The organism is Polaribacter sp. HL-MS24, assembly GCF_032758595.1.
Lineage (GTDB): Bacteria > Bacteroidota > Bacteroidia > Flavobacteriales > Flavobacteriaceae > Polaribacter.
In genome coordinates this window covers 2,272,010-2,287,517 of sequence record NZ_CP136415.1, presented here as the reverse complement: position 1 = coordinate 2,287,517, position 15,508 = coordinate 2,272,010, and the positions used below count along the sequence as shown (strand labels likewise).

General features: G+C 34.5%; 16 protein-coding genes. 6 read left to right on the top strand and 10 right to left on the bottom strand.

Features of this window, described 5'->3' with window-relative positions; translation table 11 throughout:
* Positions 1 to 47 precede the first annotated feature (47 nt).
* Positions 48 to 2,036, top strand: coding sequence for a thiamine pyrophosphate-dependent enzyme (locus RRF69_RS10840; RefSeq protein WP_316939798.1), 1,989 nt, complete (start codon positions 48 to 50; stop codon positions 2,034 to 2,036).
* 33 nt (positions 2,037 to 2,069) lie between these two features.
* The gene (locus RRF69_RS10835) at positions 2,070 to 3,077 is read left to right on the top strand and encodes an NADP-dependent oxidoreductase (protein ID WP_316939797.1); all 1,008 of its coding nucleotides are present in this window, start codon (positions 2,070 to 2,072) and stop codon (positions 3,075 to 3,077) included.
* A gap of 4 nt (positions 3,078 to 3,081) precedes the next feature.
* On the opposite strand, the gene RRF69_RS10830 is transcribed toward RRF69_RS10835, so the two are convergent.
* A complete protein-coding gene (locus RRF69_RS10830) occupies positions 3,082 to 3,786 on the bottom strand; it encodes a pseudouridine synthase (RefSeq protein WP_316939796.1) in 705 nt (234 codons plus the stop codon).
* 476 nt (positions 3,787 to 4,262) lie between these two features.
* On the opposite strand from RRF69_RS10830, the gene RRF69_RS10825 reads away from it, so the two are divergent.
* From RRF69_RS10825 to RRF69_RS10815, 3 genes are all read left to right on the top strand, one after another.
* Positions 4,263 to 4,880, top strand: a complete 618-nt coding sequence (locus tag RRF69_RS10825; protein WP_316939795.1) for a DEAD/DEAH box helicase — start codon at positions 4,263 to 4,265, stop codon at positions 4,878 to 4,880.
* Positions 4,877 to 5,521 (top strand): thiamine phosphate synthase, encoded by a 645-nt coding sequence (locus RRF69_RS10820; protein WP_316939794.1) that lies wholly within the window; start codon positions 4,877 to 4,879, stop codon positions 5,519 to 5,521. Before RRF69_RS10825 ends, RRF69_RS10820 begins: the two co-directional genes overlap by 4 nt.
* A gap of 238 nt (positions 5,522 to 5,759) precedes the next feature.
* The gene (locus RRF69_RS10815) at positions 5,760 to 6,659 is read left to right on the top strand and encodes a DMT family transporter (protein ID WP_316939793.1); all 900 of its coding nucleotides are present in this window, start codon (positions 5,760 to 5,762) and stop codon (positions 6,657 to 6,659) included.
* 135 nt (positions 6,660 to 6,794) lie between these two features.
* Here the strand turns inward: RRF69_RS10815 and RRF69_RS10810 are convergent, their stop codons facing one another.
* The 9 genes from RRF69_RS10810 to priA form a co-directional block, all read right to left on the bottom strand.
* Complete coding sequence (locus tag RRF69_RS10810; protein WP_316939792.1) at positions 6,795 to 7,061, bottom strand: helix-turn-helix transcriptional regulator; 267 nt, start codon at positions 7,059 to 7,061, stop codon at positions 6,795 to 6,797.
* A 463-nt stretch (positions 7,062 to 7,524) separates the two neighbouring features.
* Entirely contained in the window at positions 7,525 to 7,992 is a 468-nt protein-coding gene (locus RRF69_RS10805; RefSeq protein WP_316939791.1) for a DUF6495 family protein, read from the bottom strand.
* A gap of 143 nt (positions 7,993 to 8,135) precedes the next feature.
* On the bottom strand, positions 8,136 to 8,582 hold the full coding sequence (gene rplI / locus RRF69_RS10800) for a 50S ribosomal protein L9 (RefSeq protein WP_316939790.1): 447 nt from the start codon (positions 8,580 to 8,582) through the stop codon (positions 8,136 to 8,138).
* A gap of 15 nt (positions 8,583 to 8,597) precedes the next feature.
* Positions 8,598 to 8,894 carry a 30S ribosomal protein S18 gene (gene rpsR / locus RRF69_RS10795; RefSeq protein ID WP_237589689.1) on the bottom strand — a complete coding sequence of 99 codons (297 nt, stop codon included), beginning with the start codon at positions 8,892 to 8,894 and terminating at the stop codon, positions 8,598 to 8,600.
* Positions 8,895 to 8,897: 3 nt separating this feature from the next.
* Positions 8,898 to 9,239 carry a 30S ribosomal protein S6 gene (gene rpsF, locus RRF69_RS10790; RefSeq protein ID WP_316939789.1) on the bottom strand — a complete coding sequence of 114 codons (342 nt, stop codon included), beginning with the start codon at positions 9,237 to 9,239 and terminating at the stop codon, positions 8,898 to 8,900.
* Between the two features lie 168 nt (positions 9,240 to 9,407).
* Positions 9,408 to 10,505: a hypothetical protein gene (locus tag RRF69_RS10785; protein ID WP_316939787.1), complete on the bottom strand. Its 1,098-nt coding sequence runs from the start codon at positions 10,503 to 10,505 to the stop codon at positions 9,408 to 9,410.
* A 39-nt stretch (positions 10,506 to 10,544) separates the two neighbouring features.
* On the bottom strand, positions 10,545 to 11,354 hold the full coding sequence (locus tag RRF69_RS10780; protein ID WP_316939786.1) for a hypothetical protein: 810 nt from the start codon (positions 11,352 to 11,354) through the stop codon (positions 10,545 to 10,547).
* Entirely contained in the window at positions 11,341 to 11,901 is a 561-nt protein-coding gene (locus tag RRF69_RS10775; RefSeq protein WP_316939784.1) for a sigma-70 family RNA polymerase sigma factor, read from the bottom strand. The genes RRF69_RS10780 and RRF69_RS10775 overlap by 14 nt, the downstream gene beginning before the upstream one ends.
* A gap of 117 nt (positions 11,902 to 12,018) precedes the next feature.
* Positions 12,019 to 14,463, bottom strand: a complete 2,445-nt coding sequence (gene priA, locus RRF69_RS10770) for a primosomal protein N' (protein ID WP_316939783.1) — start codon at positions 14,461 to 14,463, stop codon at positions 12,019 to 12,021.
* A gap of 161 nt (positions 14,464 to 14,624) precedes the next feature.
* Here priA and RRF69_RS10765 point away from each other — a divergent pair, with 161 nt between their 5' ends.
* Positions 14,625 to 15,497 (top strand): alpha/beta hydrolase, encoded by an 873-nt coding sequence (locus tag RRF69_RS10765; protein WP_316939782.1) that lies wholly within the window; start codon positions 14,625 to 14,627, stop codon positions 15,495 to 15,497.
* Positions 15,498 to 15,508 lie beyond the last annotated feature (11 nt).

The following is a 15,508-nucleotide window of genomic DNA, read 5'->3' as shown; positions in this document are numbered from 1 at the left end:
TTTGATGAGGATTTTTTATGTTTGTATACCAACAAACAAAAACTTACATGTTTTATAAATCCAACGATAGTACGTATTCCTTTTCAAAAGAGACCTTGATTGAATTGTATGAAAACATGTTAAAACCTCGCTTGATCGAGGAAAAGATGTTGATTTTATTGCGTCAAGGAAAAGTTTCGAAGTGGTTTTCAGGAATTGGACAAGAAGCCATCTCAGTTGGAGTTGCTATGGCACTTCAGCCAGATGAGTACATGTTGCCTATGCATCGAAACTTGGGCGTCTTTACTACTCGAAAAATCCCACTCTCCCGATTGTTCTCGCAATGGCAAGGAAAGATGAACGGCTTTACAAAAGGAAGAGACCGGAGTTTTCATTTTGGAACACAAAAGTATCATATTGTAGGAATGATTTCTCACTTAGGGCCTCAGTTTGGAGTTGCAGACGGTATTGCATTAGCCAATAAAATTAAAAATCGTAAACAAGTTTGTGCAGTATTTACTGGAGATGGAGGCACCAGTGAAGGGGATTTTCACGAAGCCTTAAATGTTGCTTCTGTTTGGAAGCTCCCCGTATTGTTTTGTATCGAAAATAATGGGTACGGACTGTCAACCCCTACAAGTGAACAATTCAATTGCGAACATTTAGCCGATAAAGGAATTGGGTATGGAATGGAAAGTCACATTATAGAAGGAAACGATATTTTGGAAGTGTATTCCAAAGTTTCAAAAATTGCAGAAAGTGTTCGAAACAATCCAAGACCTGTTTTAATCGAATTTAAAACCTTTCGTCTTCGCGGACATGAGGAAGCTAGTGGTACTTCCTATGTACCTCAAGAATTAATTCAGGAATGGAAAACCAAAGATCCACTTATCAATTTTGAAAAATATTTATTGGAGAAAGACTGTCTAACTCCTGAAATGATTGCAAGTTTACATTCAGAAATAAAATCTGAAATCGATGCCCACCTAACCATTGCCTTTGAAGAAGAAAAAATTGTTCCCAATGTAGAAACAGAATTGGCAGATGTCTTTAAAGAGCATTTGTTTCAAGAAATAGTTCCTTCTCCACACAAGAAGAACATTCGTTTTGTAGATGCCATTTCAGAAGGGCTTTTTCAATCCATGGAAAAATACGATGAATTGATTTTGATGGGACAAGATATTGCCAGTTACGGAGGAGTTTTTAAAATTACAGACGGATTTTTAGAGAAATTCGGAGAGGCGAGGGTTCGAAATACACCGATTTGCGAGTCGGCAATTGTTGCAACTGCATATGGCTTGTCTGTAAACGGAATGAAAGTGATGATGGAAATGCAATTTGCAGATTTTGTAACCTCAGGTTTTAATCCCGTGGTAAATTTATTAGCAAAATCACATTATCGCTGGAACGAAAAAGCAGATGTGGTCATACGAATGCCATGTGGAGCCGGAGTAGGAGCGGGCCCTTTTCACAGCCAGACCAACGAAGCATGGTTTACCAAGACACCAGGACTAAAAGTCGTGTATCCAGCTTTTCCTCAAGATGCCAAAGGCTTGTTGGCAGAAGCGATTAATGATCCAAATCCTGTTTTATTTTTTGAACACAAAGCTTTGTATCGTTCAATTTATCAAGAAGTCAGTGAGGAGTATTTCACCATTGAAATCGGAAAAGCAAATCTAATCAAGTCAGGAAGTCAAATTACAATCATAACCTACGGAGCAGGGGTACACTGGGCTTTAGATACTTTAGAAAAAAATCCCTCGATTGCTGCAGATTTGATCGATTTGAGAACTTTACAACCTTTGGATGTAGAAACGCTGTATGCATCGGTTCAAAAAACGGGGAAAGCAATCATACTTCAAGAAGACTCTCTTTTTGGCGGAATTGCAAGCGATATATCTGCATTGATTACTGAAAACTGTTTTGAATATCTAGATGCACCAGTCAAAAGAGTTGGGAGTTTAGAGACACCCATTCCTTTTCAAGGAGATTTAGAAAATCAGTATTTGGCAAAAAGTAGTTTTGAAAAACATTTAAAATTACTGCTGAATTATTAAAAAATAGTATATTTAGGCACAAAACAACCCCCAATGAACAATAAACAAATCATATTTAAGAAAAGACCCCTAGGAACTCCAGATGCAGCAACTTGGGAACTACAAGAGCATCCCGTACCTGAATTACAGCATGGAGAAATCCTCGTTCAGCATCATTATATCTCATTGGATCCTGCTATGCGGGGTTGGATGAATGATACAAAATCATATATTCCTCCCGTTGCTGTAGGAGATGTAATGCGTTCGGGTTCTATTGGAAAAGTGATTGCTACCCATAATAATTCAAAATTTGAAATTGGAGATTGTGTAACAAGTTGGGGAGGAGTTCAGCAATATGCCATTGGAAACGGAGATGGGTGGTATAAAGTTGATGAGGGTTTGGCCTCCATGCCAATGTATTTAGGGACCTTGGGAATGCCAGGTATGACTGCTTATTTTGGAATTACCGAAGTTGGAAAAATTAAAGAAGGAGATATTGTTTTAGTTTCTGGAGCTGCTGGCGCTGTTGGAAGTATTGTTGGTCAGATTGCAAAAATCAAAGGCTGTACCGTAATTGGAATTGCTGGAGGTCAAAATAAATGTGAATATCTTATCAATGAGTTGGGATTTGATGAAGCGATTGATTACAAGTCAGAAAATATTTACACAGCATTAAAGAAAAAATGTCCTAGGGGAGTTGATGTTTTTTTCGACAACGTAGGAGGAATGATTTTAGATGCTGCTTTGAGTAAATTACGAATGCATGCCAGAGTTGTTATCTGTGGAGCAATATCACAGTACAACAACAAGCACAAAATAAACGGACCAAGCAATTATTTATCTCTTTTAGTCACCCGTTCTACCATGCAAGGTATGGTGGTAATGGACTATATCAAAGATTTTGGGATTGCAGCCAAAGAAATGGGAGCTTGGTTGAAAGAAGGAAAATTAAAATCTAGAGAAGACATTTATGAGGGAATTGAGAATTTTCAAGAAACCTATGAGCGTCTTTTTTCTGGTGAAAAAAACGGAAAATTAGTGTTAAAAGTAATTGAAGAATAACACTTTATTCATGTGGATTTTTCCATTGAAACTCTCTAAAAAGAGAATTCCAATCTTCTGGGAATTTGCTTTTTAAGTTTAAAAGTTCTTCTGTATAGGGATGTTTAAAGACCAAGCTTCCAGCATGCAAAAATAAATTTTTCCAACCAAAATTTCTTTCAAACATGATATCATGGTGTTTGTCCCCATATTTTGCATCACCAATTAAAGGATGACTGATTTTGAGCGTATGCGCTCTCAATTGATGCATTCTTCCCGTCTTTGGCTGTAATTCTACTAAACTATAACGTGAGGTGTGATAGGGTCTAACTGGAATGTCCAAAACGATAGTCTCCAGCGTTTTTAAATGGGTAAGTGCTTCTTTATGAGATTTTCCATCTTTTCCCTTCACAGGGGTATCGATAATTTTTGATTCTGGAGCGTGTCCTCGAACAACCCCATAGTAGGTTTTTTGAATTTCTCCAAGGGTAAATAATTCCTGAAATTTAGCGACATAGCTTGTCTCTTTAGCCAACAAGATGATGCCCGAAGTTTTACGATCCAGTCGGTGTACAGGATACATTTTTTTACCAAATTGTGCTTCCAACAATTGCAATAATGATTCTTCATCGGCAACATTTCTTGAAAGATATGAATGATGCACCACTACATTATTCGGTTTACTGATACAAATGCAGTATTCATCCTCGTAAATTACTTCTAAAACCATTCTACACATATTTATGCAAAAATATTGAATTTAAGCACACAAGAAATATTTCTTTTTATGTTTTCACTAATCTGAATAGAAGGGGGAAGATTGAGTTATCACAGCTTGTTTAAAAACTCTATTTAACATAATATAAATTATAGTACAAAACTAAAGTCAATTTATTGTTTATAATCTATATACAGAATCTTTACAGTCAGTTTCAATCTAATTAATGTCAAGTATTTACGATTTTATAAAAATGAAAAATTGCAATTTTTTACTATGGGGTATGAACAATTCATTTTCGTTAGTAAAAATACAAAAATCTAATAAATAGCATGAGCACACAATACCAATTTGCATTTACAGAGAACCTGTAAAAATAATCTCACAATGAAAGTAAAATCCTTTATGTGAATCAATAGATAAAATATCTACGCCAATTAAGTTGTACATTTGCTGCAATTATTTGACAACATATTTTTTTATTTCCTATGCCATTTAAAAAATTACACCCACATCTTAAAGCCTTTCTTGATTCTAAAGAAATCACCAGTCCTACTCCCTTTCAGAAAGCGAGTATTCCAACCATAAAAAGCGGAACCAGTGTTTTTTGTATAGCCGAAAAAGATCTTGGAAAAACAACTACTTTGATTTTAACCACTTTGCACAAAATTAAATGTGAAGAGTTTGGTACCGCACCCAGAGCTATTGTTCTTGTAGGCTCAAATGATGATGCATTGGAAATCTATGAAGAGTTTTCAAAATACACAAGATACACCGATGTACGTGTTTATCTAGCAGATGAAAAATCTCATATTGATTTGTTAAAATCAGAAATTTTTGAAGGTGTTGATATTTTGATCTCTACAACCAAACAAATGAATAAGTTGCTTTTGCTGGAGGGAGTAAATACGACACAAGTCAAGATTTTAAGCATTGATGATGCCGATTTTTTAGCACAAGGAACATCAACTGCCGATTTGATTTCAATTACTCAAAGCATACACAAATGCCAGTTTGTGATTTATGCAGAAAAGATGCATCCAGCGCTAAAACGTTTGGAGTCAAATTTTATGGAACATTCTCGAATAGTCTCAATATCGTTATGATCATTCCCAAGCTACATTATATTTCTCAAGGAAACTCTCCGAAAGAGCATTTAGAAAACATTCAAAAAGCTTGTACTTCTGGTGCGGAGTTAGTCGAATTGTGTTTAAGAAATGTTTCCGATAAAAAAATTTTAGAAACCGCAGCAGCTGCTCGAGAAATTACTTCGCATTTTCAAACACGATTGATTCTTAATGGACATTATAAAATTGCAAAAGACATCAAAGCGGATGGAGTTCGTTTAGAAAAAAATGACTCCTGCCCTACTATCGTTAGGATGCATTTGTACACCTTATGGCAAATGATTGGAGGAACTGCAAACACCCTACAAGAGTGTAAAAATCATATTAAGAACGAAGTGGATTATATTTGTTTGACTCCCTTTAGAAATAAAGAAATCAAAGAGAATATTCATCCAGCTATGGGTTTGAAAGGGTATAAAGCCATCTTAGAGTCCTTAGAAACAGAAACACCCATGATTGGATTTGGTGGGATCACCACCACTGATGTGACCGAAATTTTAAAAACAGGAGTTACTGGCATTGGGGTTTCTGAACAGATTACCACGAACTTTGATCTGATTAGAACCTTTAATCAATTATTAAGCGCCTCTTCTACCAAGGAACAGCGGCACGAATTTTAGTAGCTCAACGAAGCTTATAAATCTCTTTCTACTGATTTTTTGTGGTGTGAATAAAAAAATCTTGAAACGAGCAAAGCTTGAAGCAGAGCCATAGAGTTCACTCGTTTCATTTTGACCTGAAAAGATCAAAAATCTAAATTTTATAAGAAACTCCCAGACATCATCTCGAAGAATCCTTTCTATTAAAAAAATACAACTATTCTAATCATCAAATACCTTTAAAAACTATATTCGCGCCATGTGGATGTATTTGGGTTTATTGGCTGCACTTTTTTTAGGACTGCATAATTTATGTAAAAAACATGCTGTTCAAGGCAACGCTGTATTACCAGTACTTTTGGGTACTGTTTTTTCAGGTTTTTTGATATTAGCTCCTTGTTATCTAGGCTCTCTATTTTTTCCTGAATATACACAACAAGTTGGCCTTTACATTACTCCTATTCCATGGGAAACTCATGGTTTTATTTTTGTAAAGGCGGTGATGATGACAACTTCCTGGATCTTGGCCTATCAAGCCTTAAAACATCTACCCTTGACTATTGTGACACCGATACGTTCTGCTGGACCTTTTTTTACTTTTATCGGTGCCATTTTAATTTATAATGAACAACCCAACCGAATACAATGGGTTGGCTTTATACTTATTATTTTGTCTGTTCTTGGATATTCTAAAATAGGAAAGAAAGAGGGGATCTACTTTAAAAGAAACAAATGGGTTTTTGCCATTATTGGAGCAACATTCCTAGGAGCCTCTAGTGGCTTGTATGACAAGTTCTTAATTCAGCGTTTGGTATTGAATCCGCAAACCTTACAATTTTGGTTTTGTAGCTATACAGTGCTGCTATTATTCGCTATTGTAATAGTAACCTGGTTTCCTTTTCCGAAAAAACGCGACCCTTTTTTCTGGCGATGGTCTATCGTTGCGGTTGGTGTCTTATTACAAATGGCAGATTATTTCTATTTTAAAGCTCTACAAGATCCAGAAGCCTTGATAATGCTCTTATCTGCAATCAAACGTAGTCAAATACTCATTGCTGTAGTGGTGGGTGGTCTTGTCTTTAAAGAAAAAAACAAGCGAAAAAAAATGATTCCTTTAGCAGGGATTCTGTTGGGGGTATTTTTGATATTGTATTCGTAGTTCTTTTAAAAACTCGAAGACTTTAATTTTTAAGAAGAAAAAATATCCTTAAAAAATTACGCTATACATCATGAAAATAGCTTCACTCCATATAGCGTATTAAAAATTATGAATGCTTTTTTACTACTAATGTAGTTAACTAAAAAACATTCTTTGCATTTCGGTATTGTCTTTTTCTGAGGGTATCAAATAAGGTCGCAATTCTAAAGCTCCACATATTTCTAAGTAAACACCTAAAGGCATTGGGGTTTCTTTCTTAAAATACCGATATAGGGTTGTCACTCCTATTTGCAATATCTCTGCAAGTTTGTTTTGTGTGACTTTTTTTTCTTTCATTCTGCTCTTCAGGTAGGCTAAAATTAAATCTTGACCTAATTCAGAGGACTTTTTATATGTATCCATCTTATGATCGAATTAATTTTAATCCACCTTCATTACAAATCTGCTTGTTTGCAATATTTTTAGACCAAATAACCTCTAAAGCTATTTTAAAACTCAAGCTTTCTTTGAATGATTTTTCTACTTTTTTTGAGAAGAATTTTACAACTTTATACAGCTGTTTTTCTAAATTCTGGTTGTCTTTTAATACTGATAGTGCGTTAATGATCTTAAAATTTGGCCGTTATTGCTTCGTTGCAAAACAAATCAAATTTACAAAAAAAATGCATATACGTAAAATATTTCATATATGAAAGAAATATATGTAATAATATTCAATATTGAATTAATTAGTCAATTTTTTGATTTTTAAAATTGTAGCTAAAACACAATAAAATCGCTAAAAACAGCGAGTTTGATTAAAAAAAAGAAAAAAATTATGATTTCAAAATATGAGTAAAAAATTGCGAAAAAAGGAATCTAGTGTTTATGAAACCAACTGATTGAAATAATCAAAAATTTCTCCTTTAGAAACGGAACTTCCCTTTTCAATTAAATCAAACAATTCGACATTACGTTCTCCTTGATAAGGCTTAGAACCTTTAAAGATATCAACAGAGTTGTCCATAGGGTTTTGCATCAACCATTCAAAACCTTTTTGTTCTAGTAGATTGATATCCCAATTGATCTTAATTACAATCCTATGAATTTCATCGTCTTCACATTTGAATAAATTCGCAGTAGTTTCAGAAAAATGTTCTAAATACTGAGTTCTAGTTAGCACATCATCCCAAACTACGTCTGAAAACACATTCATTTCGTCTGTTGCAATAGTTGGTTTCTCTGCCTTGATCTGTTTCCATTCTTTAGCATCGATACTTTGTGAAGCTAAAAAACGTGCAAACTCTTCGTGCAAATTTTCAAATTGTTCTTTGGTAAGCTGTCTGTATTTCATAATGAGTTTTCCTATTCATAAAAATTATTGGGAATCTTTGCCAGTAGTTTTCTCTTTTTGAAAAAAAAATCTAACTTGATACAAAAATAAAAAAGCTCGTTATTTCTAACGAGCTTTTTTTAACTAATATTGAAAGTGAATGCTTATTCAGCAATTACTTCAAAAGTAATGTCAGCAACTACGGCTCTATGCAAACGCACAGAAGCTTCATACTTCCCTAATCTTTTCACAGAACCACCAACAACTTTGATAAATTTCTTATCAATATCTGTTCCTGCTTTTGCCAATGCTGCAGCTAAGTCGATGTTGTTTACAGATCCAAATAATTTGTCTCCTGAACCTACTTTAGATGCAATTTTAATTTCATATCCTTTAATTGATTCAGCAATTACATTTGCATCTTCAATTAATTTTGCTTCTTTGTAAGCTCTTTGTTTTAAATTCTCTGCTAAGACTTTCTTTGCAGATGAAGTAGCTAAAACCGCTTGTCCTGTAGGGATTAAAAAGTTTCTACCGTATCCGTTTTTCACAGTTACAACATCGTCTTGAAATCCTAAATTTTCTACGTCTTGTTTTAATATCAATTCCATATCTCTACTTCTTTATTATTTTAACATATCTCCAACGTAAGGCATTAACGCTAAATGACGCGCTCTTTTAATTGCTTGCGCAACTTTACGTTGATATTTTAATGATGTTCCTGTTAAACGTCTTGGTAAAATTTTACCTTGTTCGTTTACTAAATACATTAAGAAGTCTGCATCTTTATAATCGATATACTTGATACCTTTTTTCTTAAATCTACAGTATTTTGCTTCTTTCTTAGTGTCAATGTCTAAGGGAGTTAAATATCTAACGTCTGCAGACTTTCCTCCTTTTGCTTGTTGTTCTATTGATGCCATGTCTTATTTTTTTGTAGATTTAACACGTTCGCTTCTTTTTTCTGCCCAAGCTGCAGCATGTTTGTCCAATCTAACAGAAAGGTAGCGCATAATGCTATCATCTCTTCTAAATTCTAATTCAAACGCTGAAATCTCTTCACCAGAAATTTTGTACTCAAATAAGTGATAAAAACCACTTTTTTTCTTTTGAATTGGGTAAGCTAATTTTTTTAAGCCCCAATCTTCTTTAGATACCATTTCAGCTCCTCTAGAAACCAAATAGTCCTCAAACTTTTGTACTGTTTCCTTTATCTGAGTATCAGATAAAACGGGATTCAAAATGAAAACAGTTTCGTAATGATTCATAATTAAATATTTATTGATTATTTTTAAGGCTGCAAATATAGGAACTTTTTTGGTATTTAAAACATCTTATTCACAATATTTTAAAAGCTTTTTTTGAATCTATCAATGCGAGAACTTCTGGTTAAAACAGGTCTAAAATAAAAGATGTGCATAACTATTTGCACCACATTAATTCAGATCCAAACGCACTCCAAGTGAAATGTTTCGTACTGTGGTGTTTTTAAATAAGGGATTTAGATCATATTTAACATACAAACTTGTCGATTTATATCCAATGTAACTACTCAAGCCATAGTTGACAGTATTCATATTAAAGTTATCATATTGTACTTCTTCAATAGCAACCCCCTCATTTTTTTTATATTCTAAATATTGTCGAGTACCCAATTTAAATCCAACAAAGCCCCCAATTCCAAAACGAAACGATCTATTGCTTCGATCGCCCACATAACCATCATTATTAATTCTATTTTTGGACAGATCCCATTCCAAATGTATTGGAAAAATCATTTGTACATGGCGCAATCTACTTTCAGACAAATTTTCATAAATTCTTGTTACCAAGAGAGTGCTCTCTCCCTCTACCAAATGCTGCTGATTGTTTGTTGGACGAAGATTATTCCACAAAAATGACAAACCATATTTGAAGTACAGTTGAGAAGGAGTTTTATCAATTCGCATTTTTCGGGTATATCCAATTTCATAAAAATGAGATCTCCAAAACTGATATTCTGAATGATTTAAAGAACCGATTTCATGGTCTTGAAGAACATTATTAACCCCCATAGCAAACACAAATTGACTTGTCGTTCTTCTGTACTTTGGTTCTTTCTTTCTACTCTTTCTATCTTCATCAAAATCCATATCTATGGAACCCTCATCCTCACTATCTACTGACAATCGAAAAGTAGTCTTCCCTATTTGAAACGTTCTATTTGTATCCTCCATACTGGCAATGTTACCGTTGGTTTTTTCTTGTACCAACTTTTGAAGCAATTGTTCTTGCTCACTAACCTGCTCTTCAATTCTTTTTGCATGATAGCTTGCTGCTTCATTTTTTAAAGAAGCTGCAGTGGTCTTTGTGATTTTTCCTTGATCCAAACGTGTTTGAATCTTGGCTACCTTGGTTTTTAATGAATCTTTTTGAATTTTGGTAATGTTTTCAATTTCTTTAGAAATTTTGCTTACTTCTTTTTCAAATATTTTTTGTTGAGAATACGCACTAACTGTCACCAAGAGCACCAAGAGGAATAAAACTTTTTTCATTTAATAGGATTTAAATTTGTTGTTATGAGTCTGTGTAACTCAATTTTTTGTTGAGTTGTTATTTCTACTAACAACGGCAGTTGCAAGTGATGAAATATTTTTCTTTAATAGCGCTAAAAAGTTATTTTCAAAGGTTTCTTCCAAAAGGGTTCTTTCGACTTCGGCTAAAATCGTTTTCGGGTCTACTTTTAAATTCGCTTTGTTGAGTTCATCTTGTATTGTTTTCAATACCGATTGTCTATCCGTATTGTTTTTAGCGTAGTAGGTAGCAATTTCGTTTTGAGAATGCGTCACTGCATACAATAAGTCTTGGCTATTGACTTGAATACTGCTTTTAGGAGTGTTCTCAAAAATTTCTTGTTGAACAAAAGCCACTTCTGACTCCTTTACAATTTCATCAATATTTGTGATTACTATTGTCTTTTCAATAGAATCCTTTTCTGAAATGAGGTCTTCTATTGCTAGAAATTCCTGAGAAGGATTTGTTGGATCTTTTTTTACTTCTGTACTTTTTTGTAGTTCTTTTTGTTTTGTACCCGTAATTATAATGTCGCCCTTCTCGACTGGAATATGTGTGATTTTCGTGTTAAGGCGTGTATCTATCTCCTGTTTTACAATTACTTGGTCTTTAGAGATGGGATCGGTTGAATTCATAAAAAACGATCCCCCGACGGAAAGGAGTACCAAAATACTAGCGGCTATCCCAAGATACTTTGCCCAAGAAAAATTCTTTGGAGAAGCTTGTGTATCTAATTGTACTGATAAGCGATCCCAAGCCGAAGAAGATGGCTCAAAAGTTCTGTCTTTCAATTTGTTTTGAATACTTTTGTCTATCTTATTTGTTTCCATGAGCAGTTTGATTCATTGTGTAATAATTTTGTTGTAATAGTTTACGTGCCTTGAACAATTGAGATTTGGAGGTACTTTCAGAAATACCGAGTTTTAAAGCAATTTCTGAATGCTTATACCCTTCTATTGCGAATAAATTAAACACCATTTTATAACCATCTGGCAAAGCATCGATAATTTTTTGAATGTCTGCAACAGAGGTGTTTTCAAGACTTTGGGTTGAAGCATCATTAAAAATACGGTCTTCCTCTGATACATCGATCAAATTCTTTTTTCGGAGGTGTGAAATACAGGTGTTGACCATGATTCTACGAATCCAACCTTCAAAACTTCCTTCGTTTTTAAAGGTGTGTAAATTGGTAAACACCTTTAAAAATCCTTGCAACAACAAATCTTCTGCATGATGCATGTCTTTTACATACTGCCTACAAACACCCAACATTTTTGGAGCATATTGATCAAACAGATATTGTTGTGCCTCTCTGTCGTTCTTAATCGCCTTTTGAATCAGCGAAGTTTGATGGGTATGCAATGAAATTATTTTCAAATTTTGGTGCGTTTTTAATGGCCTACACTATATAGACTACAGAACGATGAAAAAGGTTGCTTCGGGGAAAAAATATTTATTGGATAGCTTGTTCAATGAATCGATTTCAGAGATTTGCTAATAGGCATCCACATCAATAATAAAACGGATGGGTCTATAATCTTTTACTGCTTCAAAGGTATTTCTAATTTTGAGAATCTGATTTTTAGTATTAGCTAACGACTGCTTTGGTGGAATTTTTATCACCAAATTTTTAATATATTGATTTCGAATACGGGAAACAGCAGGTGCAGATGGCCCCAACACAAACTCTCCAAAGGATTGTTGCAAGGCTTTTGCTAACCAATCTATCCCACTATCTACCTTGTTGTAATCTCGATGTTTTAAAGTGATTTTAATCAATCTAAAGTACGGAGGGTATTTGTATTGCCAACGTTCTTGCAATTGTTCCTTGTACATAGCTAAATAGCTTGTCGTAGAAACTTGTTGCAATATTTGATGATTGGGGTTAAAAGTCTGAATGGCTACATTTCCTTGTTTTTTACTTCTCCCTGCCCTACCCGAAACTTGTACCATCATTTGATATGCTCGCTCATGAGCTCTAAAATCAGGAAAATTCAACATGCTATCCGCATTCAAAATTCCAACCAAAGATACATTTTCAAAATCCAATCCTTTAGAAAGCATTTGGGTGCCTACCAATACATCTATTTCCCTAGCTTCAAAGGCTCCTATGATTTTCTGATACCCATGCTTACCACGTGTAGTGTCCAAATCCATTCTCCCAATCGTATAATCAGGAAATAAAGTTTTAAGCTCCATCTCAATTTGTTCTGTCCCAAAACCTTTAGTATCTAAAGTATTGCTACCACAAGCACCACAGCTATTTGGCATGGCACGCTGATAGTTGCAATAGTGACAACGCAATTCGTGTTTGAATTTATGAAAAGTTAAGGTCACATCACAATTTGGACATTCTGGAGAAACACCACAGGTTTTGCACTCTACAACGGGGGAATATCCTCGTCTATTTTGAAATAAAATGACTTGTTCTTTTGCTTCCAAAGCTTCCTGAATCAATAGAAGCATTCGATCGGAAAAATGACCTTTCATTTCTTTTTTACGCTGCTTCTCTTTGATATCAATCAATTCGATTTTTGGCAATTGTACATTGCCATGACGTCGATTTAGAGGTACCAAACCATATTTGTTTTGAGCAGCATTAAAAGAAGTCTCTAATGATGGAGTAGCAGAACCTAAAAGAATCTTTGATTTATGAATCTTTGCCAAAACAATAGCTGCATCGCGAGCATTGTACCTCGGAGAAGGTTCAAACTGTTTGTAGGAAGTTTCGTGTTCTTCATCAACGACAATGAGTCCTAGGTTCGAAAATGGTAAAAAAATAGAAGACCTGGCCCCCAAAATAATGCGTGCTTTTGATTTATTTTCCAAAACATTTTTCCACACTTCGACCCTTTCGTTGATCGAATATTTTGAATGAAAAACTGAAATTTGGTCTCCAAAATATACTTGTAAACGAGTAATAATTTGTGTTGTTAATGCGATCTCAGGCAATAAAAATAAAACCTGTTTTCCAGTATCAAGTACTTCTTGAATCAATTTGGTATAGACTTCTGTTTTTCCAGAACTTGTAATTCCGTGCAACAGAGTCACATCTTTTTTTTGAAAACTGTCTTTGATCTCTTGTAATGCAACCTGTTGAAATTCATTGAGTTGCTTCAAATCATTGGTGTCTCCAACAAAGCTGATTCTGTCAATTTGTATTTCGTAAAACTCAAAGATATTTTTGTCAACTAACGACTTTAAAACACTCGAAGAAACGGCTGCTTTAACTTCTAAATCTTTTGCTTTTATCGGTTTTTTGGAAGACAATAATTGGAAAAAGCCAAGAACAGCTTCTCGTTGTTTTTTTGCTTTTGAAAGTGTTTCTAATAGTTTTTCTAAAGAAGCATCTGACGAATAATCGGGATGCAATCGAACATACTTGACCAATTTGGGTTTGTATTGCTCGTAGATTTCTTCTTGAATGCTTATGGCCGATTTCTGAATCAATGTGTTGACAATCGGCATTACTTTTTTCTTCCCTAAAATAGCAGCAACTTGATGAAGCGTTAATTGAGATTGATGCTGTAAAGCTTCGTAGACTAAAAATTCGTCATCGAGTAATATTGATTCGTCAATTGGAACATCACTTTTAATAATTATTGTTTCACTTTCCAGCAGAAATGCGGAGGGCAAAGAAGCTCTATACACCTCGCCCAACGAACACATATAATAGTCTGAAATCCAACTCCAGTGCTGTAATTGCTGCTCATTGACCAAGGGTTCTTCATCTAAAATTTGATGAATCTCTTTTGCATCATACAGCGTAGGTGCCATTTGATGAATGTTAAAAACCAACCCAGTGTACATCTTTGTTTTACCGAAAGAAACTGCCACACGCATCCCTTTTTTCAAAAAATTCGCTTCGTCTTCGGTTACCGAATAGGTAAACGTCTTCTGAATAGGAATGGGTAGTATAAGATCTATAAAGTGTTGCAAAAAAATAATTTTATGTGTGTTTCTCGTTCCATGACCTAAGAGATGTTTCACTTATAAAAATACGATTACAATCACTTCAAAAAAAGGCTAGGTCAACGGAACATTGAATTTCAAAATTACATAAAAATCACTACATTGTCGTTAGAAAATTTGAAACAAATATGACGGCTCAAGAATGGAGAAATAAGGGAGAATTTAGAACTGTTTTCGGTAAAAATATTTTTGTTATTGACACTTCAATTTCAAAACCATCAGAAGAAAATCCTAGAGAAACACTCGTCATTTTACATGGCTACCCCACTTCTTCCTTTGATTACTACAAAGTCTTGCCAGAATTGGCAAAAACATATCGAGTCATACTCCACGATCACCTAGGCTACGGATTTTCTGACAAACCTTTGGATTATTCGTATTCGCTTATTGAACAAGCTGACGTTGCATTGGAAGTTTGGAAACAATTGGGTGTTCAAAAAGTAACCCTTTTGGCACACGACTATGGCACCAGTGTTTGTACTGAGATTATCGCAAGACACAATAGGAAGCAAATCAATTTAGAAATAGACCAACTGCTTCTTTGCAATGGTTCTGTGCATATCGAATTGTCCCAATTGCGCACCATTCAGAAATTATTAAAAAACAAATACACTGGGAAATGGGTTTCAAAACTGATGCGCTTCCCCATCTTTAAAAGGAATATCCGGAATGTCTATTTTGACAAAAGGCAAGCGACTGATGAAGAATTGATGGAAATCTGGACTCAAATAGAACACAATAATGGTCGAAAAGTAATTCACTTACTGAGTTCTTATATGGTAGAACGCTATACTTTTTGGCATCGATGGATTGGAGCATTGAAAGAAACGTCAATTCCAACCAAAATTATATGGGCTAAAAATGATCCGGTTGCAGTTGCAGCAATTGCAGAATTGTTATCGGCAGAAATCCCAAACAACACATTATTATGGATAAACCATTGTGGTCATTTCCCAATGTTGGAAAATCCTAAAAAGTGGGTTGAATTGGTTTTAAAATAAGATGAATCAGT